We start from the raw sequence: 26,141 nt of genomic DNA on the forward strand, positions 1-26,141 counted from the left end.
GGGCGTCCCTAGGACCGGGGCCGGCGGCCCGCGGCGTCGGCGCGGCACTCGCCGGGGTTCTCGCGCTCCTCCTCGGCCTCGTGGTCGGGCCGCTGGGCCCGGAGGTCGCGTCGTTCCCAACCCGGATGTGCTCGCAGGCTCCACATCAGTTCTGTCCCGGCTTTCCCTGGAAGTTTCGGATGATCTGTTCGAGCAGCGAGTGCTGCTCGCCCTCGGCCGGCATGATCAGCAGCGCGAGGATGTACACGAAGACGCCGCTGAAGCCGAGCACGGTGAGGACGACGAAAACGAGGCGGACGATGTTGGCGTCGATGCCGAGGTAGTCGGCGATACCGCCGCACACGCCGGCCAGGAAGCGGTTGTCGTTGCTGCGCCGGAAGCGCTTGCCCTGGAGTTTCTCGTTCATATCCTCAGCCTGCCCGCCCGCGGTGCCGCTGCCCATCGGGGAGAGCCCTGGAGCGTCCCTGACATCCCCCCGACGCCCCTGACGGGGCCCGGGGACACCCCGGCGGGGTGCCCGGCCATGAGACGCGGCCGGCGCGCCCGCCGTTCCCCCCGGACCGGTGAGTCATGGAGCACACTACGGGCCGGGTACGACGAACGGCGGCCGCCGTAGCCCCGCTCAGCGGCGGCCGTAGACCTCGCCCAGGACGCTGAACGAGTCGCGGACCCGGGCGCGGATGCCCTCGGCGTCCTCCTCCTCGGAGTAGTGCAGCCGGCGCATGGTGTGCCGCATGACGGCCATCGCGGTCACGGCGGCCAGTTGGGCCCGCTCCGACTCGGGGGGCTCGCCCAGGCGCCCGGCGATCGCCCGCGCCAGCACCTGCTCCATGTCGTGGAACCTGGCCAGCACGCCGGGGACGAGCTGGGGCTCGCGGTCCATCAGCCGCTTGCGCAGCCCCATCTCCTCCCGCTGGGCGGGGAGGTCGTCGACGTCGAGGAGGAACGCGATGAGCAGCCCGACGAGGTCGTCGGTGAAGTCCCCGGTGGGGCCGCCCGAGGCGAACTCCCGGGCGGCGCCCTCGTCGACCTCCCGGGGCAGCTCGCCCAGGAGGGCCTCCTCCTTCGTCCCGAAGTAGTTGAAGAAGGTCCGGGTGGAGACCCCGACGTCGGCGGCGATCTCCTCCACCGTGACGTTCTCGAGGCCGTGTTCGAGTGTGAGCCGCACGGCGGCCTCCCGGAGGGCGCGCCGTGTGGCCGCCTTCTTGCGCTCGCGCAGCCCCATCCGCTCCTCCTCCCTCCGTTCCCCGGTCACCTGTCGCGCTCCTCTCCCGAACCCGGCGCCCACCGTGCGGCCCGGCGGACCGCGTGTCCGGTCAGCGTCCGACGAACCGCTCGGGGCGGACGCGGACGACGACACGCCTCTCCTCGTCACTGTGCCAGGGATACGGGGTGCCGAGGTACTTGTGGGCCATCCGGTCGATGAAGGACTTGTCCGGGTCCTCGTCCACCCGGTCGACCACTCCGCGCACCTCCACGTACATGTAGGGGTTGTCGGGGTCGAGGACGGAGACCGCCACCCGGCCGTCCCGGGCGAGGTTCCTGAGCTTCTGCCGGGTGGTGGTCTGGCTGAAGCTCAGGTACTCCCCGTCCCAGTCGACCCACACCGGACTGACCTGCGGCTCACCGTCCGGTCCCAGGGTGGCCACGTGCCCGAAGGCGGGCTTGCGCAGGATCTCCTGCTGGTGCTCGGCGAACTCCATGGGGTGCTCCTCCTTCTCGTCCGCGGCCGCCGTCCGGCCGCTGCCTGCGAGTACACCAGTGCCCCGGGGAGGGATCGCGGAACGCCACGGGGCGGCCGGGGAACCGGCCGCCGTCCGGACGCGGTCCCGGGGCCCGCTCGGCCGACCTTCGTCGGCGACGATCGTCGGGGGCCGCGCCGGCGACCGCCTCCCCGGGGCCGATGCGCCGCCCCCGCACCCGCTCGTAGTGTCATCGCGGGACCGCCGCCGGGGCCGGTCCGGCGCGACCCGAGGGGACGTCCATGACCTGGCCGGAGGCCCTGCTCCTGGGGGCGATCGCCCTGCTGCTGCCCACCCTGTGCCTGCCGGAACGGGTCCGCCGGCCTGCGGTCGTCTCGGGGATGTCCCTGGTGGCGGCCTGCGCCGCGGCCGGGGTCCTGGCCGGGCCCCGCTGGCAGTGGCTCCCGATCGCGGCGGGCGCGCTCGCCGCCCTCCTCCTGGGGGCCCTGCGCCTGCGGGGGCCGCGGCCGGGGCGCCGCCCGGCCCTGCGGGCCGCCGCGTCGGCGCTGGTCCTGGCGTCCTGTCTGGGTGCGGCGGGGGCGGGCGGACTGGCCGCCTGGGCGGTCCCGGTCCCGGCCTTCCCCGAGCCCTCCGGGCCGCACCCGGTCGGCGCGGTCACCGTGCAGTGGGAGGACCCCGGCCGGGAGGAGACCTGGACCGACGACCCGCGGGACCACCGGGTGGTCGTGGCCCGGGTCTGGTACCCGGCCGCCCCGGACGGCGCCGGGGACCGCGCGCCATCGACCTACCTGGGGCGCGACGCCGCCGAGGCGGAGACCGTGGCCGAGGGGCTGGCCGCGGGGTTCGGCCTGCCGGGGTTCGTGTTCTCCGACGCGGCCGCCGCCCGCGCCCGCGCGGTCACCGGTGCCGCGCCCGCCGCGGGCCCGCACCCGGTGGTGCTCTTCTCCCCGGGGCTGGGCGGCGTCCGCACCCAGAACACGGTGTGGGCGGAGGGCCTGGCCTCCCACGGCTACGTGGTGGCGGCCCTGGACCACCCCTACGACTCGGCGGTGGTGGTCCTCGACGACGGCACCGAGGTGCGCGGAGCGGTGGAGGCCACCGGGGACCCGGCACAGGACGACCGGCTGGCCCGGGGGTGGGCGGACATCCGCGCCGCCGACCTGGACCTGGCACTGGTCCGGCTGCTGGAGGCGGACGGCGGCCCGCTGGCCGGGCTGGCCGACCCCGGCCGGGTGGCCGTGGCGGGGCACTCCCTGGGCGGGGCGGCCGCCCTGCTGGCGGCCGAGGACGACCCGCGCTACCACGCGGTCGTGAACCTGGACGGCCTGCCGCGGCTGTCCGCCGACGCCTCCCTCCCGCAGCCGCTGCTGGCCCTGGTGGCCGCGTCCGGGACCGGCGGCGCGGAGGGCGACGCCCGCTACGCCCGGGAGCTGGACGCGGCCTTCGCGGCCTCCGCCGGACCCGGGTACGAGCTCACCGTGCCGGGAACGGCGCACCTGGGGTTCAGCGACTCCCCGTTCCTGCTGCCACCCCTGCCCTCCCTGGTGGGGTCGCTGGGGCGGGAGGAGACGGCCCGGATCACCGAGGCGGCCTGCCTGGCCTTCCTGGACTCGGCCCTGAACGGCGGCGGCGCCGACGTCGCCGACACGCTGTCCGGCCTGGGCCGGCTCACCCCGAAGCCGTAGCCCGTCCCGCCAGGGCGGGGAGCGGGGGCGGCGCCTGCCCGTACACCTCGGCGAGCAGGGCGACCGCGGCGAAGGCGGCGGGGTGCGGGTCGTGCGGCCGCCAGATCGCCCGGACCGGGATGGCCGGGGCGTCGCGCACCGGCCGGAACACGACCCCGTCGCGGCGGTACTGGGCGACCGTGCCCTCGGCGGTGATGCCGACGCAGCGGCCGGTGGCGATCTCGGCCAGCCAGTCGTCGATGTCCTGGATGTGCTCCAGCGCTGGCCGCCGGTCGGCGGGCCACAGGTGGGCGGTGGTGGTGCCGGTGCGGCGGTCGACGAGGACGCGCCGGTCGGCGATCTCCGCGAGGCGCACGGAGCGCCGCCGGGCCCAGGGGTCGTCGGAGGCCATGGCGCAGACACGGCGTTCGTGCCCCACGACCGCGCCGTCGAACCGGCGCCCGTCCACGGCCGCGCGCACCACGGCCAGGTCGCAGGCGCCCTCGGCCAGCCCCGCGGTGGGGGTGTTGGTGCGGACCAGGTGCAGTTCCACGTCGGGGTGGCGTTCGGCCCACAGCCGCTGGAACCTGCGGGTGTGCCGCCCGACCGCCGACCAGGCGTGGCCCAGGCGCAGCCGGCGGTGGCCGCTGGTGGCCTCGGTGACCAGGTCGTCGACCTCGGCCAGGACGGTCCTGGCGCGGGCCAGCACCCTCCGCCCGGCGGCGGTGGGCGTGACCTCGCGGCTGGTGCGGTGCAGCAGCCGGGTGCCCAGCGCCCGTTCCAGGGCGGCCAGGCCCCGGGACACCGCGGCCTGGGAGACGCCCAGGCGGAGGGCGGCGTCGGTGAAGGTCCCGGTGTCGGCGATGGCGACCAGGCAGCGCAGGTGGCGCAGCTCGACATCCATACGCTCAGCGTATGCGAGGGGCGTCGCATGCATTTTGCGCATGCGCGGCCGGGCCGCATGATCCGGGCATGGAGACGTCGACGGAGGTGCGCCCGGCGGGCGCGGGAGGGGACGGCCGCGGGCGCCTGGCCGGCGTGGCGGTGATGCTGGGCGGCGGGGTGTCCAACCAGGTGGGTGCCTCGCTGGGGGCGCTGGCCTTCCCGGTGATCGGCCCGGCCGGGGTGGTGGCGGTGCGCCAGTGGGTGGCGGCCGCGGTGCTGTTCGCTGTGGGCCGCCCCCGGCTCCGGGCGCTGACCCGGGACCAGTGGCGGCCGGTCGTCGCGATGGGCCTGGTCTTCGGGTGCATGAACCTGTCGCTGTACTCGGCGGTCGACCGGATCGGGCTGGGGCTGGCGGTGACCCTGGAGTTCCTGGGCCCGCTCGCGGTAGCCCTGGCCTCCTCGCGCCGGTGGACGGACCTGGTGTGCGCGCTGGCCGCCGGGGGCGCGGTGGCCGTGCTGATGCGTCCGCAGCCCAGCGGCGACCACCTGGGGGTCGTACTGGCGCTGGCGGCCGCGGCCTGCTGGGCGGCGTACATCCTGCTCAACCGCACCGTCGGGCGGAGGGTGCCGGGGATCGAGGGGTCGGCGGCCGCGGCGGGGGTCTCCGCGCTGGCCTTCCTGCCGGTCGGGGTGTGGGTGCTGTGGCACCAGCCGCCGACGTGGGCGGCGCTGGGGTGCGCGGTGGCGGCGGGCCTGCTGTCCTCCACGGTGCCGTTCCTGGGCGACCTGTACGCGCTGAGGCGGGTGCCCGCCCGGTTCTTCGGCCTGTTCATGAGCGTGCACCCGGTGATGGCGGCACTGGCCGGACTCGTGGTCCTGGGCCAGCAATTGGCCTGGCCGGACTGGGCGGCCATCGCCGCGGTGGTGGCGGCCAACGCGGTGAGCGCGACCGTCGGCCGTCCCGGGGACCACCGGTGACCGGCGTCCCCGAAGGCCGTGGAACGGGTCACCCGTCCCCCTCCGGACTGGACGCGACATACACCCGGGGGTATGTTGGGCGGCGAGAGGGGATGAGCATGGACCTCAAACCGGAGATGCTCGGAGACGCCCTGACCCGCCTGCGGCGGGCCCAGGGCCAGCTCAACGCCGTGATCACGATGATCGAGAACGGCGAGGACTGCACCGAGACACTGCAACAGCTGGCCGCGGTCTCCCGAGCCCTGGACCGGGCCGGCTTCAAGATCGTGGCCACGGGCCTGCGGCACTGCAACGCGGCCCGTGAGCGCGGCGAGGAGCCGCCCATGAGCGAGGCCGAGCTGGAGAAGCTCTTCCTGGCCCTGGCCTGACGGACCCGCCCACGCGGGCGGGTCCGCCGGTCCGGCGTGCCCGCGTCCCCGAACCGGGGCACGGGCATGCCCTCCGCATACCCCCGGGGGTTCCCGGTCGACGCACACGCGCGTCCTCCGCATACCCCCCGGAGTACCTTTCACCCCGCGTGCGCCGGAGGACGGGGAACGGCCCCGTTCCTGCGCACCCCGGGGAGACGTCCGCCTCCCGGATACCCCCGGGAGTACCCGACCTCCCCGGACACCGACGACGAGGAGACACATGACCGACCGCACCATCGCCGTGCACAGCGTCCGCAGCCTGGTCGAGACCGACCCCGACACCCTGCTCGTGGACGTGCGCACCCCCGCCGAGTACGAGGGCTCGCACATCCCCGGCGCGATCAACCTGCCGCTCCAGCGCGTGGACGCGCACCTGGAGCGCATCGTCACCGACGCCGGCGGCCGCCTGGTCCTCGTCTGTCAGTCCGGGCATCGGGCCCGGCAGTGCCAGGACAAGCTGGTCGCCGCCGGACTGGCGGACACCGTCGTCATGGAGGGCGGCATGAACGCCTGGGAGGCCCAGGGCGCGCCGGTCGTGCGCGGACGGGCCCGCTGGGCCCTGGAGCGCCAGGTCCGCCTGGTCGCCGGAAGCACCGTGCTGGCCTCCGTGCTCGCCTCCCTGCTGTGGCCGCCCGCGGTGGCGGTCGCCGGGGTCATCGGGGCCGGCCTGACCTTCGCCGCCGTCACCGACACCTGCGCCATGGGCATGGCCCTGACCCGGCTGCCCTACAACCGGCCCCGCAACCGGATCGACATCGAGGACTCGCTCACGCGGCTCGGCGCCCGCGGCTGACGGCCCGCCCCTTCCACCCGGAGCGCTTCCGGACCACCGGGGCCGCACCGGCTCCACCGCATACCCCCCGGAGTACCCGGGGAGCGAACCGCACCACACCCAGGAGGAACCATGCTGCTGGAACGCATCTACGACGAAGACCTGGCCCAGGCGGGCTACCTCATCGGCTGCCAGGCGACGGGTGAGGCGGTCGTGGTCGACGCCCGCCGCGACATCGGCGTGTACCTCGACCTCGCCCGGTCCCACGGGATGAGGATCGTCGCCGTCACCGAGACCCACATCCACGCCGACTACCTCTCCGGCACCCGCGAACTCGCGGCGGCGACCGGCGCCACCGTCCACGTCTCCGGGGAGGGCGGCCCGGACTGGCAGTACGGCTTCGAGGCCGAGCGCCTCCACGACGGGGACGCCGTCACCGTCGGCAACATCACGGTCAGGGCCCGCCACACGCCCGGACACACACCGGAGCACCTGTCGTTCCTGGTCACCGACGGGGCGTTCAGCGACGATCCCGGCTACCTGCTCTCCGGCGACTTCGTCTTCGCCGGGGACCTGGGCCGACCCGACCTGCTGGACGAGGCCGCCGACGGGGTGGACACCCGGTTCGAGGGCGCGCGCCTGCTGTACGCGAGCCTGCGCGACGTCTTCCTGGCCCTGCCCGACCACGTCCAGGTCCACCCCGGGCACGGCTCCGGCAGCGCCTGCGGCAAGGCCCTGGGCGCCCTGCCGTCCACCACCGTCGGGTACGAGCGCCTCAACGCCTGGTGGGCGCCCTACCTCCGCGACGGGGACGAGGAGGGGTTCGTCGCGGAGCTCCTCGACGGGCAGCCCGACGCGCACGCCTACTTCGCCCGGATGAAGCGGCAGAACAGGCAGGGCCCGCGGGTCCTCGGCCCGCTCGACCCGCCGCGGGAGCTGGACAACGGGGAGATCGCCGCGGCCCTGAGCGCGGGCGGGGCGGTCCTCGTGGACACCCGGTCGCACACCGAGGTGCACCGGGGCACCGTCGCCGGGGCGCTCAACATCCCCGGTCCGGCCAAGGCCGCCACCTACGGCGCCTGGGCGTACGACCCCGAGGCCGAGGACCTGCCGCTGGTCCTCCTGGCCCCCGACGCGGACACCGCCCGGGACGTGCGCGACCACCTGCTGCGGGTCGGCATCGACCGCGTCGGCGGCTACACCACCACCCTGGAGGGCCTGCCCGCGGCGGTGCCCCCGGTCGTCGCCCCGGCGGACCTGGAGGACGCGGGGGCGGCGCTCCTCCTGGACGTGCGCGACCGGGCCGAGCACGCCGCCGGGCACATCCCGGGCTCGCGGCGGCTCAGCGCCGGACGGGTCCTGTGGCACCTGGACGAGCTGCCGGACGAGGGCACCATCGTGACCTACTGCCAGGCGGGCGTGCGCAACTCCGTGGCGGCCTCGGCCCTGCGCCGCGCCGGATACGACGTGGTCGAACTCGACGGGAGCTACGCGGGCTGGGCGGCCTGGGCGCGCGGAGGCGCCGCGGCGGCCGGAACGGCGGCCTGACCATCGCGACCCCGTCCGGGCGGGGCCGCCCCGGCGGCCCCGGTCCCGGCCACGGAAGGAGTGAAGTGTGGAGTTCCCGGTGATCCTCGTCGTCGGCCTCACCGCGGTGGTGGGCCTCACGCTCGGGCTGCTCGGCGGCGGGGGGTCCATCCTGATGGTCCCGCTGCTGGCCTACGTCGCGGGCCTGCCGCCCAAGGAGGCCATCGCGGTCTCGCTGGTCGTGGTCGGCGCCACCTCGCTGGTCGGCGCGTTCGCCCACGCCCGCCGCGGCAACGTCCGCTGGCGGACCGGGCTGCTCTTCGGCGCCGCGGGCATGGGGGGCGCCTTCCTCGGCGGCCTGGCGGGCGGGCACGTACCCGGCACCGTCCTGATGGTGGCCTTCGCGCTCATGATGGTCGCCACCGCCGCAGCCATGCTGCGGGGCAGGGGGTCCCCCGCCGGGGGCGGGGAGCGGCGCGGGGAGCCGCCGCTGTGGCGGATCCTCGCCGACGGCCTGGCCGTCGGCGCCGTGACCGGCCTGGTCGGAGCCGGGGGCGGCTTCCTCGTGGTGCCCGCCCTGGCGCTGCTCGGCGGCCTGCCCATGCCGGTCGCGGTGGGGACCTCCCTGCTCGTGATCGCCATGAAGTCCTTCGCGGGGCTCACCGGCTACCTGGCCTCGGTGAGCCCGGACTGGGCGCTGGTCGCCGCCGTCACCGCCGCGGCCGTGGCGGGGTCGCTGGTCGGCACGCGCCTGGCCTCCCGGGTGCCCGAAGCCGCGCTGCGCCGGGGCTTCGGGGTCTTCGTCCTGGTGATGGGCGTCCTCGTGCTGGCCATGGAGCTGCCCGCGCCGTTCGGCGCCGTCCTCGCCGCCACGGCGGCCGCCGTGGCCGCCCTGGGCGCGGTCTGCCGCCTGCTCGGGGAGTACTGCCCCCTCGCGCCCCTGCGGGCGGGCGCGTGAGGGAGCCCCCGGACGGCTCCGGAGAACACGTCGGGCCCCGCCGTACGGCGGGGCCCGACGCTCGCGGACACGGGGTCAGAGCAGGAAGAGCCCGATCACCCAGATGGTCGCGAAGGCCGCGGTGCCCTCGATGGCGGTCGCCACGCTGAGGGTCCGGTAGGCGGTCGCCACCGGGATCCGGCTCAGCTGGGAGACGACCCAGAAGTAGGAGTCGTTGGCGTGCGAGACGACCATCGCTCCGGCACCGGTCGCCAGCACGCTCAGGATCATCCCCTCCGGGGAGTCGAGGCCGAGCGAGCCCAGCATCGGCGCGATCAGGGCCGAGGTGCTGACGATCGACACCGTGGACGAGCCCTGCGCGGTCTTGAGCGCGGCGGCGATGATGAACGGCACCGCCAGGCCCAGGCCCAGGCCGCTGAGGTTGTCCGACAGGAAGCCGGTCAGCGGCGAGGCGGCCAGCACGCCGCCGAAGGCGGCGCCGGCGCCGGTGATGAGCAGGATCGGGGCCGAGACCCGGATCGACTCCTGGACGTGGTCGTTGAAGCGCTCCAGCTTGCCGTGCCCGCGCAGCAGCAGCGCGGCGACGGCCAGGCCGATGATGAGGGCGATGACCGGGGTGCCCAGGAAGCCGAGGACGTCGAAGGCGGCCCCCTCGCCGAGCGGGCGGCTCGGCAGCTTGACGATCGAGGAGGTGCAGATCAGCGCCAGCGGCACCACGATCGGCAGGAACGAGACGAAGGCGCCGGGCAGCCGGCCGTAGCTCTCGCGCAGCTCCTCGTAGGACTGCCGGGTGAGGTCGTCGTCGTTCTCCGCGGGCAGCGGCGTGAACTCCTTGCGGGAGAACGTGCTCGCGAAGACCAGGCCGGCGACGGCGGCGACGGCGGCCACCGGCAGGCCCAGGGCGATGATCATGCCCAGGTTGTCGGAGACGCCGAGGTTCTCGGCGGCGGCCAGCGGGCCCGGGGTCGGCGGGACCAGGGTGTGCGTGGCGTACAGGCCGGTCATCAGCGCGATCGAGGTGGCCAGGGTGGACACGCCGGTGCGCAGGGTCACGGCCTTGCGCAGCGAGTTGAGGATGACGTAGCCGGAGTCGCAGAACACCGGGATGGAGACGATGTAGCCGATCAGGGACATCGTCAGGTTCGGGAAGCGGGTGCCGAGCACCTTGATCAGCGCCTCGGCCATCGCGATCGCGGCGCCGGAGCGCTCCAGGATCACGCCGATCATGGTGCCGAACAGGATCACCAGGCCGATGTTGCCCAGGGTGTTGCCGAAGGCGGTCGTCACGGTGGTGACGACCTCGCCCATCGGGATGCGGTAGGCGAAGGCCCCGATGAGGGCGGCGCCGATGAGCGCGAGGAAGGGGCTGACCTTCCAGCGCGCGGTGACGAGCACGATGGCCGCCACCAGGACGAGGAGGATGAGCAACGAGGTCACGGTCGGTGTTCCTTAGGCGTGCGGGGATGCGAAGTGGTGGGCGAGGAGCCGGCAGCAGTTGGAGGTCGTCCACTCGATGTCGGCGAGGACCTCCTCGCTCATCCGTTCCAGGGTGCGGGGGCCCCGGGCGGTGGAGAAGGCGGCGGTGACGCCCGACCGCCGGAGTTCCTCGGGGGTGACCGAGACGTCTCCGGCGATGACCACGACGGGGCGTCCCGCCGGGGCGAGGCGGCGGACGGCGTCGACGACCTTGCCGCCCAGGGACTGGCCGTCGAACCGGCCCTCCCCCGTCAGGACGAGGTCGGCGGCGGCCATGAGGCGTTCGGCGTCCAGGACGTCGGCGACCATGCGGGACCCGGGGACGACCTCGGCGCCCAACAGCGCCGTGAGCGGGGCGGGCAGGCCGCCCGCCGCCCCCAGGCCGGGGCGGTCGCGGACGTCCTCGCCGGTGGCCTGCGCGAGGACCTCGGCCAGGCGGTCCAGCCCGGCGTCCAGAACGCGCACGTCGTCGGGGCCGGCGCCCTTCTGCGGCCCGAAGACCGCGGCGGCCCCCCGGTCGCCGACGAGGGGGTTGGTGACGTCGCAGGCGATGCGCCAGCGTACGGCCCGGGCGCGCGGATCGAGCCCGGAGGTGTCCAAACGGTCCAGTTCGGTGAGGCTCCCGCCCCCGTCGGGGAGTTCCCGCCCGTCCCGGTCCAGCAGGCGCGCGCCGAGCGCGCGGAGCAGGCCGGTGCCGCCGTCGGTGGTGGCCGACCCCCCGATGCACAGGAGGATCTCCTCGACCCCGGCGTCCAGCAGAGCCGTGACCAGGGGGCCGATGCCCCGGGTGGTGGCGGTCAGCGGGCGCAGGGGCACGTCGGAGACCAGGGGCAGGCCGTTGGCCTCGGCCGCCTCGATGACCCCGGTCCGGCCGTCCGGGGACAGGCCGTAGCGGGCCCGTACCGGTCGGCCGAGGGCGTCGGTGGTGTCCACCGTGAGCGCCTCGGCGCCCCAGGCTCCCAGGAGCGCGTCGAGGGTCCCCTCTCCCCCGTCCGCGAACGGGAGGGTGTGGACGGTCGCCTCGATGCCCGCGGCGCCGAAGGCGTCGCGGACGCCCCTCTCCATGGCCGCCGCCACGTCCACGGCCCGGGCGCTGCCCTTGAAGGAGTCCGGGACGATGGCGACACGGACGGGAAAGTCCTGGTCATGTACCTGCAACGCGTTGGACATGTCGGAGAGCCTAAGAAGAAACCCCGTGCGATTCGACGTCGTCTCGCCCAGACTTCCTGTGACTTCTTGTTCAGTCTGTGTGCGAAACGCACAAGGCTTCACGCGCGTAGAGAGCCATCTGCAACGCGGCCAGGTGGTCGGCGCGGCGGATGTCCGCCCCCGTGGTCGCGCGGATCCGCTCCACCCGCTGGAGCAGCGTGTTGCGGTGGACGTACACCGAGTCCGCCGCCGCCTGCATGGAGGTGGTCGTCGCCACCGCCAGCAGGGTGCGCCGCTGCGCCTCGCTCAGCACCGACGCGCGCCCGGCCAGGTGCTCCAGGCTGCGCCGGGGCAGGTGGGCCACGGCCACGGCGATGTCGCGCGACCACGGCTCGGTGTCCCCCAGGACCGGGATGAGCCCGGCGTAGCGGCACAGCGCCCGCGACTCCTCGGCGTGGGCCAGCAGCGCCTCGACGTCGTCGGTGGGCTCGGTGGCGGTGTGCCGGACGCCGGCGGGCAGGGGGAGGTCGGGCGCCGCCCCCGAGCCCACCAGCCACAGGGCGCCGTGCAGCACGGCCGACCGGTGGCCGAGATCGGTGTTGAGCCGGGCCACGGCGGTGTCGGCCAGCGGCGGCGGGGCCGCGGCCGCGTCCGGCCGGGGCGTCCCGGCCGTCCACAGCGCCAGCGACCAGGGCGGGGCCAGCCCCGCGGCGGCCAGCCGGGCCCGGGCCGACTCCGCGGAGGCGGTGCCCGAGGCCAGGGCGGCGATGAGGTCGCGGGCCTCGGTGTGGCGACGGGTGGCGGCGTCCTGCTCGTCCTCCTGCGCGATGAGCAGCTGCACGGTCAGCGCCACCACACGGGCGAGCGGGGCGACCTCCCGGGGGTCGCCGGTGATGCCCACGGCGCCGCGCAGCTCGCCGTCGATGACCAGCGGCTCGTTGGCACCGGGCCGGTCGGAGGTGCCGGGTTCGGGCGAGGTGATGAGGACGGGCCGGCCCTCGGCGATGACCCGCTGGGCGCCCCGGTGCAGGGTGCCGAGGCGTTCGGGGTCCAGGCAGGCGATGATCGTGCCGTGCTCGTCCATCACGTTGATGTTGTGGCTGATCGTCGGTGCGATGAGATCGACCACCCGCTGGGCGAGTTCCCCGCTCAACGGCGTCCGGCCGGCGTTTTCTGCCATGGCCACCAGGATAGGGAGCCCCGGGACCGGGTCCCGCCCCCCGCGCCGGGGTCCCTACGCTGGCGGGATGGAGTCCACCGGGTGCGGCCACCTGACGGCCCGACTGCCCTCCCCGCTGGAGGAGGTCCGCGACCCCCGGCTGCACGGGGTGCGGCTGCTGCTCAAGCGTGAGGACCTCATCCACCCCGAGGTGCCCGGCAACAAGTGGCGCAAGCTCCACCGCAACCTGGTGCGGGCGCACGAAGCCGGGGCCACGACCCTGCTGACCTTCGGCGGCGCCTACTCCAACCACATCCGGGCGGTGGCCGCCGCCGGCCGGGCCTGCGGGTTCGCGACCGTCGGGGTGATCCGCGGGGAGGAGCACCGGCCGCTCAACCCCGTGCTGGAGTACGCGGCGGCCCAGGGGATGCGGCTGGTCCACCTGGACCGGGCGACCTACCGGGACAAGCACACGCCCGGGGTGATCGCGGGGCTGCGCGAGCGGTTCGGTGACTTCCACCTGCTGCCCGAGGGCGGCAGCAACGCCGAGGCGGTGCTGGGCTGCGTGCCCGTCGCCGCGGAGATCGACACCGGCTTCGACGTGCTGTGCTGCGCCTGCGGCACCGGGGGCACCCTCGCCGGGGTCGCCGCCGGGCTGGGCCCGGGGCGGCGGGCGCTGGGGTTCTCGGTGCTGAAGGGCGGGGGCTTCCTCGCCGACGAGGTGCGGCGGCTCCAGCGGGAGGCGGGGGTGTCCGGCGGGAACTGGGAGATCGAGACCGGCTACCACTTCGGCGGGTACGCCCGGTGTCCGGACGGGCTGCGGGCGTTCATCGACGACTTCCGGGACCGGCACGGGCTGGAGCCGGAGCGGGTCTACGTGGCCAAGATGCTCGCCGGGATCTACGACCTGGCCGCCCGCGGCCGCCTGCGCCCGGGGACCACGGTGGTCGCCCTGGTGACCGGTCCCGCGGAGTTCCGGGCTCAGGCCCCGCCGGTCCAGCCCCCGCGGTTGGAGTAGGACTCGTAGGAGTACCGGGTCCGGCGCTGCCACTCCTCGCCGGTGAAGTCCTCGTAGGCGCGGTCCGGTACGTAGAGCAGCGGTTCGGCCCAGATCGGCTCCTCGGCGTAGGGGACGAAGAGCACCGGGTCGGCCGGCACCCCCTCGTAGGCCGCGCGGCCGTCGGCGACGACCGCCGCGCGGGTGTACAGGAACACGTCGGAGGACAGGTCCTCCCCGTACTCGCGCCGGTCCAGCCGGTACAGGGCCTCGGAGAGCCGCTCGGCGAAGCCGGTGATCATGAACACCGGGCCGCGCGACAGCAGCCCGACGAGGTGGTCGGCCAGGTGGTCGGGGTCCGGACCGGGGGCGGCGGCGCGGCCCTCGTCGATCAGCCGCCAGAAGGTGTCCTCGGTCATGGCCCCGATCCTGCCGGAGGGTTCCGACAGGCCCCGGGGACCGGAGGGCCGGCGGAGGGCGTCGGCGGGCCGGAGGGCGCCCGCGGGCTCACCCCTGTGCGCCGCCCTTGCGCGCGTACGCCTCGCCGTCGCCGTCGCGGTCCAGGGTGTACCCGATCCACTCGCCCACGCGGCGCCGCCAGTCCTCGCGGTCGGCGTCCTCGTGGCGGGCGTGGAACCAGCGGGGCTCGGCCCGGCCCGCCGCGTACTCCGCCAGCATCCCGTCGGCCGCGAACGCCACCGCCACGCCCTCCTCGGCGGTGGACAGCAGCAGGTCCAGGTCGACGGTGCCGTCGGTGTAGCGCAGCGCCCGGTGGAAGCGCGCCCGCCCGGGGTCGCCGGGCAGTCCGCCCCGGGCCGCGTGCCCGCCGCGCCGCTCGAACCCGGCGCTCTCCATCCCCTCCAGCAGGCGCTCGTGCAGCGGCAGCGGGTGGACGTGCACCGGGTCCAGGTCGCCCTCGTCGAGGGCGTCGTCTATGACGACGTCGGTGCGCAGGCCCAACTCGACCCCGGCCAGGTCGGTCCCGTCCAGGCGGGTCGGCGGCGCGGCCCAGGGGACCCGGTAGGCGAACGGCACGACCAGCCGCCGCTCCGCGTCCAGGGTCATCGCGCCCATGAGGGGCACCCGGGCGAACTCCGACTCCTCGCCGTCGCCGAAGCGGGCGACGAGGACGTGCGCCACCTCGGCGATCTCCCAGTCCAGCTCGCCCCCGGTCAGCTCCAGGCGCCCCTGGAGCAGCTCGCCGGGCCGCCGGTGCGGGTCGTCCAGCACGGTGTCCACCTTGGGACATCCGGTCCCGAGTACCGAGAGGAGGTACCTGAAGACCATGACGCGTCCTTCCCGGAGAGCGGCGGAGGCCGCCTCGCGGCCCGGAACCCGGCTCCCTCGCAAGGGTCAACGAGGCCGTACCCGCGGCGGGTTCCCGAACGGCCCGGACCGGCCGCGGCCCGTGCGGTCCGTGGGGTCGGCGCGGCCGGTGCGGACCGCGCGGCCGGTGCGGTCCGCGGGGCCGGTGCGGTCCGCGGGGCCGGTGCGGTCGGTGTGGACCGTGCGGCCCATGGGGTCGGTGCGGACCGCGCGGCCCGTGGGGCCGGTGCGGACCACGCGAGCTGTGGGGTCGGTGCGGCAGGCGCTGCCCGTACGGCCGGTGCGGCCCGTGGGGTCGGTGTGGTCCGTGGGGTCGGTGCGGCCCGGGCGGACCGTGTGGCCGGTCCGGGGCCGGTCACGCGGCGGCCGCGGACTCCCGGAGCCGGTCCCGCCGAGCCCCGAGGACGACCAGCAGGCCCGCCACGGCGCCCAGGAAGTAGGGCGACGGCACGAGCAGGACACCGCCGGCGACACACCACGCCGCGGTCCCCCAGCCCACCCACGAGGGGACGGGCACCCCGCGTCCGACCAGGTGCCGGATCAAGGCCCCCAACAGGACCAGGGGGACGGAGAAGCTCCCCGGACCGGCCCAGAAGGTGAGCGAGTTCTGCAGCTGCGCCGCCGTCGGCTCCGCGCCGCCCCCGAGGTCGAGCGGGACGGCCGCCCACAGGCCCCGTTCCGCCCAGGCCGCGATGACGGCGCCGTCGACGAACGCCAGCAGGGCCAGGTGTCCGACGCCCAGCACGATCATGATGCCGCTCCCCCAGAGCAGCGGCGCCCTCCCGGTCCGCGCGTTCCGTCCCGCCTCCGGTGCCGTGTCCATGCCCTGCTCCGTTCGCTCCGCCGTGTCCTGTTCCGCCCGCCCGCTCATGCCGGCCCTCCGTTCCGCTCGGCCCAGGCCCGCTCCCAGCCGCGGGTCAGCGCCGGGTAGACGATGAGGTGCCGGAAGGGCGCGATGGCCGCCATGTACAGCCGCCCGAACCGGCCGTTGGGTTTGACGAGGACGGCCATCAGCAGCTCGTGGTCGCCGTCGGCCCCGCGCGCCCAGCCCAGGTGCATCAGGGTGTGCACGGTCCGGTTCGCCAGCTCGCGGACGGCCTCGGTGTCGGTCTCGTAGACCGCCTTCAGGGGCATGTCGTCCCGGTCCTCCCCCCGAGGCGCGGCGAGCAGGTCGGCGGGGAGGCGGTCGCGCAGCGAGGGGACCCGCCCGCCCACGCCCGACCCCGGGTCGTCCCAGCCCAGGAGCCCGCCGAGCCGCCACCGGACGGCGAACAGGAACCGCGCCGCCGAGGGCATCCGGCCGATCCCGCCGGACGAGCGGATCGCCTCCACCGCGGCGCGGAAGTCGCCGGGGCCCGCTCCGGGGGTGCGGAACGCCCACACGTCCTCGACCTCGAAGTCCGGGGCCAGCTCGTGGATACGCCAGGGGTGTGCGGTGTGGTCGGAGATCGTACGCCGGGCCATGGCGGCCCCCCGTTCTATACGCAGCCGTATATCTCTTTTGTACGGTACCGTACACATCATGAGCACGACATCCCGGGGGTGGTGAGAAGGTGCCGCCCACCGCCCGCACCCCGCGCGGCCGCTGGATCGAAGCAGGACTCGACGCCCTCGCCCGGGGCGGCCCGGACGCGGTCCGGGTCGAGGCCCTGGCCGCCGGGCTCGGCGTGACCAAGGGCGGGTTCTACGGGTACTTCGACGGTCGGCCCGCCCTGCTCGCCGAACTCCTCGACGAGTGGGAGCGCCGCTGCACCGGCGACGTCCTGGCCCGCGTCGAGGCCGAGGGCGGGAGCCCCGCCGAGAAGATCCGCCGCGCCGGGCTGCTGACCTTCACCGACGAGCTGCACCGGATCGACCTCGCCGTCCGGGAGTGGGCCCGCCAGGACCCGGCGGTCGCCGAGCGGCTGCGCCGGGTCGACAACGTCAGGATGGACTTCCTGCGCACCATGTTCGCGGGGTTCATCGACGACCCGGACGAGGTCGAGGCGCGCTGCACCCTGGCGTTCGCGCTGGCGATCGGCCGCCACTTCATCGCCGTGGACCACCCGGGCCGCACCCACCGCGAGGCGATCGTGCTCGCCGGGGACCACCTCCTGCGCCCCTGAGCCGTTTCGTCGCCGCCCCGGAGTAGCCTCCCCCCATGGTGGAGACCCCTGTCCTGGACTGGCTGCTCGACTCCGACCCGAGTCTGCGCTGGCGCGTGGAGCGCGACCTCGCGCGCGCCCCGGAGGAGGTGTGGCGGGCCACCCGCGCCCGGGTCCCGCACGAGGGCTTCGGCGCGGCGCTGCTCGCCCGCCAGGACCCCGACGGCCTGTGGGCGGGCGGCGCCTACTTCCCCGCGGACGCCTCCCGGGACGAACCCGGCCAGCCCTGGACGGCCACCACCTGGTCGCTCAACGCCCTGCGCGAATGGGGCGTGGAGCCCGGCGCGCTGCGGCCGGACACCGCGGGCCTGCTGGCGCGCAACGCCCGCTGGGAGTACGAGGGCCTTCCGTACTGGAGCGGCGAGGTCGACGCCTGCATCAACGCCTACACCCTGGCCAACGGCGCCTGGCTGGGCGCCGACGTGTCGGCGATCGCCGACTGGTTCCCCCGGCACCGGCTCGCCGACGGCGGCTGGAACTGCATGTGGGTGGAGGGGGCGACCCGCTCCTCGTTCCACTCCACGCTGAACTCCGTGCGGGGCATCCTCGACCACGAGGTCCGCACCGGCGGCACCGCCGCCCTGCGCGAGGCCCGGCACGCGGCTCAGGAGTACCTGCTCGAACGCGCCCTGTTCCGGCGGCTGTCCACCGGCGAGCCGCACCCGTGGGCGACGCACCTCGCCTACCCGTTCCGCTGGCACTACAGCGTGCTCAGGGCCGTCGACCACTTCCGCGCGGCGTCCCTGCACGAGGGCACCGCGCCCGACCCGCGGCTGGCCGAGGCGGTCGGGCTGATCCGCGCCGCCCGCGACGCCGACGGCACCTGGCACCAGCGGCAGCGGTACGAGGGCCGGGTGTGGTTCGAGGTGGACGCCCCGCCGGGCGAGCCGTCCAGGGGACTCACCTTCCACGCCCTGCGCGTCCTCGACTGGTGGGACACCGCACGGGAGTAGAGGACCGGACCTGACCTCTTCGCCTGCGAGGGTGGTCCCAGGCCGCGGGGGACGCGGCGTCCCGGCGCGGGCCGGGAGGGACGCACGGAGGTACACGCCATGACCGTTCTGGACGACCGGGCGCTCAACCGCGCCTCGCTCGCCCGGCAGGGCCTGCTCGAACCCTCCGACCGGTCGGCCCTGGACATGGTGTCCCACCTGTGCGGGCTCCAGGCCCAGGAGCCGCAGGAGCCGTTCGTCGGCCTGTGGTCCCGGCTGCGCGGGTTCGAGGCGCCGGCGCTGTCGGACCTGCTGGCCGGACGCCGCGTGGTGCGGCTCCCCCTCATGCGCCGCACCATCCACCTGATGGTCGCGGAGGACGTGCTGGCCTGGCGCTCCCGGTTCGACACCATGCTGCGCCAGAAGGTCACCGGGGTCTACCGCCGGGAACTCGACGGCGTGGACCTGGACGAGCTGGAGGCCGCCGGCCGGGCGGTGCTGGCCGACGGTGAGCCCCGCACCACGGCCGAACTCGTCGACGCGGTCATCGACCGCTGGCCCGGCGGGCACCGGCGGGCGCTGGGCGAGATGCTGGTCTCCGCGCTGATCCCGCTCGTGCAGACCCCGCCGCGCGGGCTATGGCGCACCAAGGGGGGAGTGCGGGTCGCGCTCCTGTCGGACTGGACCGGTCGCGAGCCCGCCCCCCACGACCCCGACGGCACCGACCCGGTCGGTCGGGAGCTCGTGCGGCGCTACCTCGCCGCCTACGGGCCCGCCACCTCCAGCGACCTGCGCGCGTGGTGCGGTGTGGCCGGGCTGCCCGCCGCGGTGGCCGCGGTCCGCGACGAGCTGGTGTCCTTCCGCGACGCGAACGGCCGCGAGCTGCTGGACCTGCCCGGCGCCCCGCTGCCCGACCCCGACACCACCGCGCCGGTGCGGTTCCTCCCCGCGTTCGACAACGCCGTCCTGGGCTACCAGTACCGCGGCCGGATCATCGACGACGAGCACCGCGGCCTGTCCGTGGCCGGCGAGCGCGTGGTGCTGGTGGACGGCCGGGTCACCGCGACCTGGACGAGCAGGGACGACACCGTGTCCGTCGCCCCGCTGCGCCCGCTCACCGCGGCGGAACGGGACGCCGTCGCCGAACAGGCCGAGGAGCTGTCGGCGTTCCTGTCCGACGGCGGGTCTCGCCGCGTGCGTATCGACGGCTGAGCCCCGGGGGGGGTAGGGCGGGGTGGGGTGGGGTGGGAGGGTCCCGGGTGGGATCGGGGTCTCGGAACGGGGGGAAGCCTCGGATCCGGGGGAGGTCTCAGGTCCGGGGAAGGGCTCGGTGCGAGGGGGTTCGCCGAGCCCTGTATTCGAGCGGGGCCTCGGGACGGGGGCCTCGGGTCCGGGTGGGACCGGGGCCTCAGGACCGGGGGAAGTACGCGTCCGTGAAGGCGTTGCGGAACTTCCCCTCCGGGTCGAACCGCTCCAGCAGCCCTGCGAAGTCCGCGGCCCGTTCGTAGGAGGCGGCGACGTCCGCCGGGGACAGGGTGCTGAGCTTGCCCCAGTGCGGTCGCGCCCCCAGGGGCGCCAGGCGCTCCTCCACCGCCGCCAGCACCGGGGCCACCGCCTCCGGCATCCGCCGCCAGGTGAAGTGGAACGCCACCGAGTCGCGGCCGTACGCCGGGCTGAGCCACAGGTCGTCGGCGCGCACCGTGCGCACCTCGGAGATGTGCAGCACCGGGGCGATCCGCTCCCCCAGGCCGCGCAGGGCGGCGAAGCCCTCGGCGGCCGCCGCCCGCGGCAGGTAGAACTCGGACTGCAGCTCCTCCCCCGCGCTCGGCGCGAACCCGGACCGGAAGTGCGGCAGCCGCTCGGACCAGGGGCCGACCGCGCCCAACTGCTCGGTGGCCGGCCCGGCGGGCATCCCCGGGACCGGGTGCTGCGGGGTGTCCGCGGGCCGCCCTCCCGCCCAGGAGCCCTCCGGGTCGCCCACGCGGTGCTTGAGCCAGACCCGGCCGACGCCCCCGCTCCAGTCGGTGAACAGGCTGACGCTGTACGCGGCGCCGAACACCGCGTCGAAGTCGGCGGCGGCCTCCGCGAGCGGCACGTCGAGGCGCACCCGCTGGGACACCTCGAAGGCCGGTTCGACCTCAAGGGTGAGCCGGGTGACGACGCCCAGCGCCCCCAGGGCCACCACCGCTCCCGGGAACACCTCCGGGTCGGTCTCCCGACCCAGCCGCACGGTCTCCCCGCCGGGCCCCAGGAGTTCGAGCCCGCGCACCGCGGCGGCCAGGCAGCGCAGCCGGTCCCCGGACCCGTGGGTGCCGGTGGCGCAGGACCCCGCCACCGAGATGTGCGGCAGCGAGGCCAGGTTGGCCAGGGCGAACCCCTGCCGGTGCAGCTCCGCGGCGAGTTCGGCGTAACGGGTTCCGGCGGAGACGGTGACGGTGGCGGCCCCCGGGTCCACGTCGATCTCCCGGGGTAGGCCGTCCAGGCACACCAGGTCGTGGTCGGAGTCGGCGACCCGGTTGAAGGAGTGGCCGCTGCCCAGCGCCCGGATCCGGGGGGTGTCGCGGACCAGGGCGCGCAAGGCGTCGGGGTCGGCGGGCCGGTGGATGCGGGAGCTGGCGTAGGTGAGGTTCCCGGCCCAGTTGCGGACCGGAGCGGGTGGGGTGGACGGGGCGGGCGGGGTGGGTGGGACGGGCGGGGTGGACATGGGCCCTCCTGGGGGTGCGGCGGGAGCCCACGCTACCGAACCGGGCCCTGTTCCGGGGGCCTCACCGCCTCCCATCCGCTTTTTCGATCGCTGGAATGAAAAAAGGATATTGGACGCGTCCGGAGGTTCCCCGGGATGCTGGTCACGGAAATTCGGAAAAGGAGAAAGGGAATCGGCGTGCAGGAGAAGAGGACCGTTCTGGTGACGGGCGCGACCGGCGGCCAGGGCGGCGCCGTCGCCCGCGCCCTGCTCGACCGCGGATGGGGCGTGCGCGCCCTGGTCCGCTCCCCGGAGGCCCCCGCGGCCCGGGCCCTGGCCGCGCTGGGCGCGGAGCCGGTCGTCGGCGACCTCGACGACCCGGGGTCGCTGCGCGCGGCGGCCCGGGGCGCGCACGGGGTCTTCAGCGTCCAGCCCTGCGACCTGGCCGACCCCGACCCGGCCACGGAGGTGCGCCGGGGCCGGAACGTCGCCGACGCGGCGGCCGCGGCGGGGGCCGCCCACCTGGTCTACACCTCGGCCGCGGCCGCCGGGCAGGGGTCGGGGGTGGCGCACTTCGAGAGCAAGGCGGAGATCGAGGCGTACGTGGAGTCCGCGGGGGTCCCGGCCACGGTGCTGCGCCCGGTGTACTTCATGGAGAACTGGCGGTACGCGCTGCCGCGGCCGGGCCACGGGGGCGGGGAGTCGGTGGGAGCTGGGGAGCGGGTGGTTGTCGGGGAGCAGGGGGAGCAGGTGGCCACCGGGAAGCGGGTGGGGGCCGGCTCGGCCGCCGGGGAGCGGGTGGAGACCGGCGAGCGGGTCGTGCCGGCCGCCCTGGACGCGGAAACCCCGCTCCAGCTGATCGCGCTCGCCGACATCGGGCGGATCGCCGCGGCGGTGTTCGGGGCACCCGCCGAGTTCGCCGGCCGCCGGATCGACATCGCCGGGGACGAGCTCCCGGTGCGGCGGATCGCCGAGCTGTTCGCCGCGGCCGACGGCGTTCCGACGCGCTTCGAGCGGCTGCCCGACGCCGAGTTGCGGGAGCGGAGCCCGGAGGTCGCCAAGATGTACGCGTGGATCAACGGCAAGGGGTTCCGGGCCGACCTCGCCGCACTGCGGGCCCGGCACCCGGGGCTGCTGACCCTGGAGGCGTGGCTGCGCACCCGCTGACGCCTGTGTGGGCTGTGGGCGCGGGTGCGGGCCGTGGGCGCGAGCGCGGGTGCGCTGACGGGGCCGGAAGGTGGGCCCGCCCGGCGGGACCGAACGGCAGGGCCGGAAGGTGGGACCGGCCGGAGGACCCGCCTGACGGGTCCGAACGGCAGGGCCGGAAGGCAGGACCGGAAGGAGGACGCGCCCTGCGGGTCCGGACGGTGGGTCCGGGCAGCGGTCCCGGTCGGCGAAACCGGAAAGCGGACCCGGACGGCGGGTTCAGTCCGTGGCCGCGCCGGCGGTGTCGATGATGTCGAGGAAGGCGCGGGCCGCGGGCGTGGCCCCGGTCCGCGCCCAGACGACATACTCCACGCGCCCCGTCGCGTCGGTGACCTCCAGGGTGGTCACCCCCGTCAGCTGCGGCACGTAGGCGGCGGGCAGCAGCGCCACCCCCAACCCCTCCCCGACCAGCCTGGCCATGTACTCGGCCGAGCTCACCTCGAACGCGACGTCGCGGTCCAGGCCCGCGGCCTCGAAGGCCTGGTCGGACTGGACGCGCCCGGCCGTTCCGGCGGGCATGTCGACGAACACCTCGTCGACCAACCGCTCCAGGCTCACCTCCGTCCCCTCGGCCAGCGGATGGTCGGGGGCGACCACTGCGACGTGCCGGTCCCGGCCCAGCTCGCGGACGTTGACGCCCTGGGGCCGGGCGGTGGTGGGCAGCCCCAGGAAGGCCACCTCGATCTCACCCGCCTTGACCTGTTCGACGAGGTCGTCGCTGGCGCCCACCCGCAGGCCGATGCGCACCTGCGGGTACCTGCGGCGGAAGTCGCGCAGGGCACGGGGGACGTCGACCGCGGCGACGGTGGGGATCAGGCCCACCTCCAGCGGCCCCCGCACTTCGCCGACGGCGGCGGCGACCTCCGCCGCCGCGCGTTCGGCGGCCTCCAGGCAGCGGCGGGCCTCGGGGAGGAAGGCCGCCCCGGCCGCGGTCAGCCGCACCCGGCGGCTGGTGCGCTCGAAGAGCCTGGCCCCCAGCTCCCGCTCCAGCCGCGCGACCTGGTGGCTGAGCGCGGACTGGGCGACCAGGCAGCGTTCGGCGGCCCGGGTGAAGCTGTTGGTCTCGGCGATGGCGACCACGTAGCGCATCTGCTGGAGTTCCATGGCGGTAGCGTACGGCCGCCGCGGGGCCGGTCTCCGCGGCGGCCGTGGGGCCCCGGCCGGGGACGGTGGAGCCCGGGACGGCGGGGGCTCAGCCCCGGCGCCGTGGGGCGAGGGCGACGAGCAGGCCCAGGGCGACCAGGCCGGCCCCCAGCAGGCAGGCCCCGGTCCAGTGGGCGTTCACCCAGACCACGGGGACGAGCGCCCCGCCGACGGCACCCCCGGCGAAGAACAGGGTCATGAAGACGGCGTTGATCCGGCTGCGCGCCTGCGGCCGCAGCTCGTAGGCGGTGGTCTGGGAGGCGTTGAGCACCGCCGTCTGGCCCGCGTTGAGCAGGACCAGGCCCACGAGCAGCCAGGCGATGCCGCCGTTCTGGGCGGGGAGCATCACGGCCCACCCCGTGGCCGCCAGCACCAGCCCGGTGACCAGCACGGCGCGCGGGTGGCCGCGGTCGACCAGGCGTCCGGCCAGCGGCATGGCCAGGGGGCCGATCACGCCGATGAGGCCGACCAACCCGATGACCGCGGGCGTCCAGCCGTAGGGGGCGTCGACCAGGAGCAGGGTCACGACGGTCAGGTGGACGGTGAAGGAGGCCATGGCCAGCGCGGCGGTCGCGATGGGTCGGCGCAGCGCGGGCAGGTCGACCAGCAGGGCCGCGGTGGAACGCCACAGGCGCAGCGGGCGCGTGGCCTCGCCGCGGTCGCCCCCGCCACCGGGCAGGACCCGCCAGACGACGGCGGCGACGGCCAGGAGCAGGACGGCGGTGACCCAGTAGACCGTCCGCCACCCGGCGAGTTCGGCCACCAGGCCGGAGGCGGCCCGGCCGACCAGGCCGCCGGCGAGGACCCCGGCCATGACGACGCCGATGTCGCGGGCCCGGCGGTGCGGCGGGGCCAGTTCGGCGGCGAAGGGGACGAGGACCTGGGCGCCGACGGAGGTGACGGCGGCCAGGGCGGTGGCGGCGAGGAGCAGCCACCCGGTGGGCGCCGCGCCCGCCAGGGCCAGGAGGAGCCCGGTGGCCGCGAGCAGGGTCGCGGCCAGGCCGCGCCGCGCGTAGCGGTCGCCGAGGGGGACCAGCAGGCCCAGGCCGACCGCGTAGCCGACCTGGGCCGCGGCGACGGTGAGGCCCGCGGTGGTCGTCGACATGCCCAGCTCCGAGCCGAGCAGGCCCAGGAGGGGCTGGGCGAAGTAGTTGCCCGCCACGGACAGGCCCGCGGCCACGGCCATGACCGGGAGGGCGGAGGAGGTGGTGCGGCGGCGTTCGCGGCCGGCCGCATTCTGTCCGGAGACGGAAAGGGGGTTCGTCATGTATTCATGGTCGGCGCGCGAATCCCGGGCGTCCAATGCATTCTTTTCATGGGATCCATCGTGATCCGTGATGCATGTCTCCGGCACGCTTTTCTGTTGGAATACATCGACCCGTGAAGGGCTTCGGAAAAAGCGTTCCCCCTCAGGGGACGTCGAATTCGACCAGTGGGTGTGTGCGGCCTTCACCCCCAGAGCTGAGGTGCGCGGTTCTTCTCCCCCCACCCCCTGGGGCTTGGGGCTGTGGGTACGTGCGGCCTTCGCCCCCGGGGGGGGGCTGAGGTGTGCGGTCCGGTGCCCGGTTTGGGACCGGGCTTCCGGGTACGTGCGGCAACGCCCCCTGGGGCGGGGGTCGCGGTCCTTCCTCCCCAACCCCCCTCTGGCTGATGTCGCGGGTGTGTGCGGCTTTCACCCCCCAGAGCTGAGGTGTGCGGTCCTGTGCCCGGTCTGGGGCCGGGGGCGCGGGTACGTGCGGCTTTCACCCCCGCTCCCGTCCGTACCGCGGTCACGTGCGGGAGTAGGCAACAGCGTGGAGCCCCCGCACCGCCGCCGGCGCCCCCAACCTTTCCAGGCGGTGCGGGTGTGCGCGCTCCGCGTGCACCCGGCTCCGGCAGTCACACCCCCACCACCCCGGGCGGGAGCCCAACGATTCCCCCTGGTGGTCTGCCGGACACCGACTGCGGCCGGGGCCGGGCCCACCCGGTGCGGACCGCCGTTTCCAAGCGGCCGGCCTCTTGGAAACCTACAACTACCTCGGCGAAGACCCCCTGGGGTCAGGGGCCCCACTGGCCTGACACGGCTGTGGCGGGCCACACCGGTCGGGTGGGGAACCCCCTGCGGCGGAGGAGGTGCGATGCCCTCCGGCTATGGCCGGCCCCGGGTGGGGCCCTTCAGGGGGTGGGAGGCTGCGATGGCTTCCGGGGGTGGCCGGCCCGCCCCGGTCGGGTGGGAAAGCCTCTGGGGCTGGGGTTTCCGGTCGGGTGGGGAACCCCTGGGGTGGGTTCGAAGGGGGGCGAATGTGACAGGGTGCACTCAGTGCGTCGTTGCACTCAGTGCATTGCGGTGTTTAGCGTGGAACAGTGAACGATCGGCCCATTCCACCCGCTACCGGCCGGCGCGAGGCACTGAAGTCCCGCCACCGCCGGGCCATCATCGACGCCGCGGCCGCGCTGGCGGCCGAGCGGGGGGACACCGGCTTCACCGTCGACCAGCTCGCCGAGCGCGCCGACGTCTCCCGGCGGACGGTGTTCAACCACTTCCGCTCGCTGGACGACATCCTCCTGGAGGTGTTCGGCCGGATGCTGGAGGAGATCGTCGACGGCATCGGCGCCAACCTCGACGCGGCACCCGACGGCGGTGACGCGAACATCTTCGACTCCCTGGCCGACGCCATCCGCGGCACCGACCTGCTCACCCCCATCACCCGCCTCAAGCGCTTCGTCGAGCAGGGCCACGGCACGCCCTCGGCCGGCCGCGCCGCCCTGTTCGAGCGGGCGATGACCGACGTGGGCACGCGGTTGTCGGCGATCGTGATGCGCCGCCACCCGCAGGCCGACCCGCTCACGGTCGACCTCATGTGCGGCGCGATCATCGGCGGCGGCTCCGTCGTCGTGGAGCACTGGCAGCGGATCACCGGGGGGGTCGTCGACGACGGCTCCCGCCGGGTCTGGTCCGAACTGCTGGAGCGCATCCTCACCGTCACCCGCGACGGCTACGGCACGGCCTGAGCGCGTCCGCGCTCCCCATCGGCCCCTTTTCTGTGAAG

26 protein-coding genes are annotated in these 26,141 nt (G+C 75.3%); 12 read left to right on the forward strand and 14 right to left on the reverse strand.

All coding sequences use genetic code 11. The annotated features are described in order from the left end of the window. Positions 1 to 145 precede the first annotated feature (145 nt). From K1J57_RS06890 to K1J57_RS06900, 3 genes are all read right to left on the reverse strand, one after another. Complete coding sequence (locus K1J57_RS06890) at positions 146 to 406, reverse strand: PspC domain-containing protein (protein ID WP_220563627.1); 261 nt, start codon at positions 404 to 406, stop codon at positions 146 to 148. A 216-nt stretch (positions 407 to 622) separates the two neighbouring features. Then, the gene (locus tag K1J57_RS06895) at positions 623 to 1,225 is read right to left on the reverse strand and encodes a TetR/AcrR family transcriptional regulator (protein WP_220565381.1); all 603 of its coding nucleotides are present in this window, start codon (positions 1,223 to 1,225) and stop codon (positions 623 to 625) included. Between the two features lie 91 nt (positions 1,226 to 1,316). After that, the gene (locus K1J57_RS06900; protein WP_220563628.1) at positions 1,317 to 1,703 is read right to left on the reverse strand and encodes a PPOX class F420-dependent oxidoreductase; all 387 of its coding nucleotides are present in this window, start codon (positions 1,701 to 1,703) and stop codon (positions 1,317 to 1,319) included. 281 nt (positions 1,704 to 1,984) lie between these two features. On the opposite strand from K1J57_RS06900, the gene K1J57_RS06905 reads away from it, so the two are divergent. Further along, positions 1,985 to 3,388, forward strand: a complete 1,404-nt coding sequence (locus K1J57_RS06905) for a dienelactone hydrolase family protein (protein WP_255646870.1) — start codon at positions 1,985 to 1,987, stop codon at positions 3,386 to 3,388. Here K1J57_RS06905 and K1J57_RS06910 read toward each other — a convergent pair. Then, a complete protein-coding gene (locus tag K1J57_RS06910) occupies positions 3,372 to 4,271 on the reverse strand; it encodes a LysR family transcriptional regulator (RefSeq protein ID WP_220563629.1) in 900 nt (299 codons plus the stop codon). The genes K1J57_RS06905 and K1J57_RS06910 overlap by 17 nt on opposite strands. 68 nt (positions 4,272 to 4,339) lie before the next feature. On the opposite strand from K1J57_RS06910, the gene K1J57_RS06915 reads away from it, so the two are divergent. The 5 genes from K1J57_RS06915 (at position 4,340) to K1J57_RS06935 (ending at position 8,897) form a co-directional block, all read left to right on the forward strand. Continuing rightward, positions 4,340 to 5,230: a DMT family transporter gene (locus K1J57_RS06915; RefSeq protein ID WP_220563630.1), complete on the forward strand. Its 891-nt coding sequence runs from the start codon at positions 4,340 to 4,342 to the stop codon at positions 5,228 to 5,230. Between the two features lie 98 nt (positions 5,231 to 5,328). Next, positions 5,329 to 5,598 (forward strand): metal-sensitive transcriptional regulator, encoded by a 270-nt coding sequence (locus tag K1J57_RS06920; RefSeq protein ID WP_220563631.1) that lies wholly within the window; start codon positions 5,329 to 5,331, stop codon positions 5,596 to 5,598. Positions 5,599 to 5,860: 262 nt separating this feature from the next. Next, entirely contained in the window at positions 5,861 to 6,433 is a 573-nt protein-coding gene (locus tag K1J57_RS06925) for a rhodanese-like domain-containing protein (protein WP_220563632.1), read from the forward strand. A gap of 111 nt (positions 6,434 to 6,544) precedes the next feature. Then, complete coding sequence (locus tag K1J57_RS06930) at positions 6,545 to 7,960, forward strand: rhodanese-like domain-containing protein (RefSeq protein WP_220563633.1); 1,416 nt, start codon at positions 6,545 to 6,547, stop codon at positions 7,958 to 7,960. Positions 7,961 to 8,027: 67 nt separating this feature from the next. Beyond that, positions 8,028 to 8,897, forward strand: coding sequence for a sulfite exporter TauE/SafE family protein (locus K1J57_RS06935; RefSeq protein ID WP_220563634.1), 870 nt, complete (start codon positions 8,028 to 8,030; stop codon positions 8,895 to 8,897). 75 nt (positions 8,898 to 8,972) lie between these two features. Here K1J57_RS06935 and K1J57_RS06940 read toward each other — a convergent pair whose 3' ends face one another. The 3 genes from K1J57_RS06940 to K1J57_RS06950 all read right to left on the reverse strand — a co-directional run bounded on the left by K1J57_RS06940 (position 8,973) and on the right by K1J57_RS06950 (position 12,702). Then, a complete protein-coding gene (locus K1J57_RS06940; RefSeq protein WP_220563635.1) occupies positions 8,973 to 10,334 on the reverse strand; it encodes a GntP family permease in 1,362 nt (453 codons plus the stop codon). Positions 10,335 to 10,346: 12 nt separating this feature from the next. Continuing rightward, positions 10,347 to 11,543, reverse strand: a complete 1,197-nt coding sequence (locus tag K1J57_RS06945; protein WP_220563636.1) for a glycerate kinase — start codon at positions 11,541 to 11,543, stop codon at positions 10,347 to 10,349. A 70-nt stretch (positions 11,544 to 11,613) separates the two neighbouring features. After that, positions 11,614 to 12,702: a sugar diacid recognition domain-containing protein gene (locus K1J57_RS06950; protein WP_220563637.1), complete on the reverse strand. Its 1,089-nt coding sequence runs from the start codon at positions 12,700 to 12,702 to the stop codon at positions 11,614 to 11,616. Between the two features lie 67 nt (positions 12,703 to 12,769). Here K1J57_RS06950 and K1J57_RS06955 point away from each other — a divergent pair, with 67 nt between their 5' ends. Further along, the gene (locus K1J57_RS06955; protein ID WP_220563638.1) at positions 12,770 to 13,699 is read left to right on the forward strand and encodes a 1-aminocyclopropane-1-carboxylate deaminase/D-cysteine desulfhydrase; all 930 of its coding nucleotides are present in this window, start codon (positions 12,770 to 12,772) and stop codon (positions 13,697 to 13,699) included. Here the strand turns inward: K1J57_RS06955 and K1J57_RS06960 are convergent. From K1J57_RS06960 to K1J57_RS06975, 4 genes are all read right to left on the reverse strand, one after another. Continuing rightward, a complete protein-coding gene (locus tag K1J57_RS06960) occupies positions 13,663 to 14,097 on the reverse strand; it encodes a DUF4240 domain-containing protein (RefSeq protein ID WP_220563639.1) in 435 nt (144 codons plus the stop codon). The genes K1J57_RS06955 and K1J57_RS06960 overlap by 37 nt on opposite strands. 88 nt (positions 14,098 to 14,185) lie before the next feature. Beyond that, positions 14,186 to 14,965, reverse strand: coding sequence for a sporulation protein (locus tag K1J57_RS06965; RefSeq protein WP_220563640.1), 780 nt, complete (start codon positions 14,963 to 14,965; stop codon positions 14,186 to 14,188). 394 nt (positions 14,966 to 15,359) lie between these two features. Then, positions 15,360 to 15,827, reverse strand: a complete 468-nt coding sequence (locus K1J57_RS06970; RefSeq protein ID WP_220563641.1) for a DUF6463 family protein — start codon at positions 15,825 to 15,827, stop codon at positions 15,360 to 15,362. Between the two features lie 44 nt (positions 15,828 to 15,871). Next, complete coding sequence (locus tag K1J57_RS06975; RefSeq protein WP_220563642.1) at positions 15,872 to 16,468, reverse strand: DUF2867 domain-containing protein; 597 nt, start codon at positions 16,466 to 16,468, stop codon at positions 15,872 to 15,874. An 89-nt stretch (positions 16,469 to 16,557) separates the two neighbouring features. Between K1J57_RS06975 and K1J57_RS06980 the strand changes: the two genes are divergently transcribed. The 3 genes from K1J57_RS06980 (at position 16,558) to K1J57_RS06990 (ending at position 19,292) form a co-directional block, all read left to right on the forward strand. Continuing rightward, positions 16,558 to 17,109 carry a TetR/AcrR family transcriptional regulator gene (locus tag K1J57_RS06980; RefSeq protein ID WP_220563643.1) on the forward strand — a complete coding sequence of 184 codons (552 nt, stop codon included), beginning with the start codon at positions 16,558 to 16,560 and terminating at the stop codon, positions 17,107 to 17,109. 35 nt (positions 17,110 to 17,144) lie between these two features. Further along, on the forward strand, positions 17,145 to 18,101 hold the full coding sequence (locus tag K1J57_RS06985) for a hypothetical protein (protein ID WP_220563644.1): 957 nt from the start codon (positions 17,145 to 17,147) through the stop codon (positions 18,099 to 18,101). Between the two features lie 99 nt (positions 18,102 to 18,200). After that, positions 18,201 to 19,292, forward strand: a complete 1,092-nt coding sequence (locus K1J57_RS06990) for a winged helix DNA-binding domain-containing protein (protein ID WP_220563645.1) — start codon at positions 18,201 to 18,203, stop codon at positions 19,290 to 19,292. Between the two features lie 196 nt (positions 19,293 to 19,488). Here the strand turns inward: K1J57_RS06990 and K1J57_RS06995 are convergent, their stop codons facing one another. Beyond that, positions 19,489 to 20,784 carry a D-arabinono-1,4-lactone oxidase gene (locus K1J57_RS06995; RefSeq protein ID WP_220563646.1) on the reverse strand — a complete coding sequence of 432 codons (1,296 nt, stop codon included), beginning with the start codon at positions 20,782 to 20,784 and terminating at the stop codon, positions 19,489 to 19,491. Between the two features lie 177 nt (positions 20,785 to 20,961). Between K1J57_RS06995 and K1J57_RS07000 the strand changes: the two genes are divergently transcribed. Then, entirely contained in the window at positions 20,962 to 21,930 is a 969-nt protein-coding gene (locus tag K1J57_RS07000; RefSeq protein WP_220563647.1) for an NmrA family NAD(P)-binding protein, read from the forward strand. Between the two features lie 258 nt (positions 21,931 to 22,188). On the opposite strand, the gene K1J57_RS07005 is transcribed toward K1J57_RS07000, so the two are convergent. Together K1J57_RS07005 and K1J57_RS07010 are read right to left on the reverse strand one after the other, a co-directional pair. Continuing rightward, the gene (locus K1J57_RS07005; protein ID WP_220563648.1) at positions 22,189 to 23,073 is read right to left on the reverse strand and encodes a LysR family transcriptional regulator; all 885 of its coding nucleotides are present in this window, start codon (positions 23,071 to 23,073) and stop codon (positions 22,189 to 22,191) included. Between the two features lie 88 nt (positions 23,074 to 23,161). Then, entirely contained in the window at positions 23,162 to 24,379 is a 1,218-nt protein-coding gene (locus K1J57_RS07010) for an MFS transporter (protein WP_220563649.1), read from the reverse strand. A gap of 1,076 nt (positions 24,380 to 25,455) precedes the next feature. Here K1J57_RS07010 and K1J57_RS07015 point away from each other — a divergent pair. Beyond that, positions 25,456 to 26,103 (forward strand): TetR/AcrR family transcriptional regulator, encoded by a 648-nt coding sequence (locus K1J57_RS07015; protein ID WP_220563650.1) that lies wholly within the window; start codon positions 25,456 to 25,458, stop codon positions 26,101 to 26,103. Positions 26,104 to 26,141: the final 38 nt, after the last annotated feature.

Source organism: Nocardiopsis sp. MT53, from assembly GCF_019598965.1.
GTDB lineage: Bacteria > Actinomycetota > Actinomycetes > Streptosporangiales > Streptosporangiaceae > Nocardiopsis > Nocardiopsis changdeensis.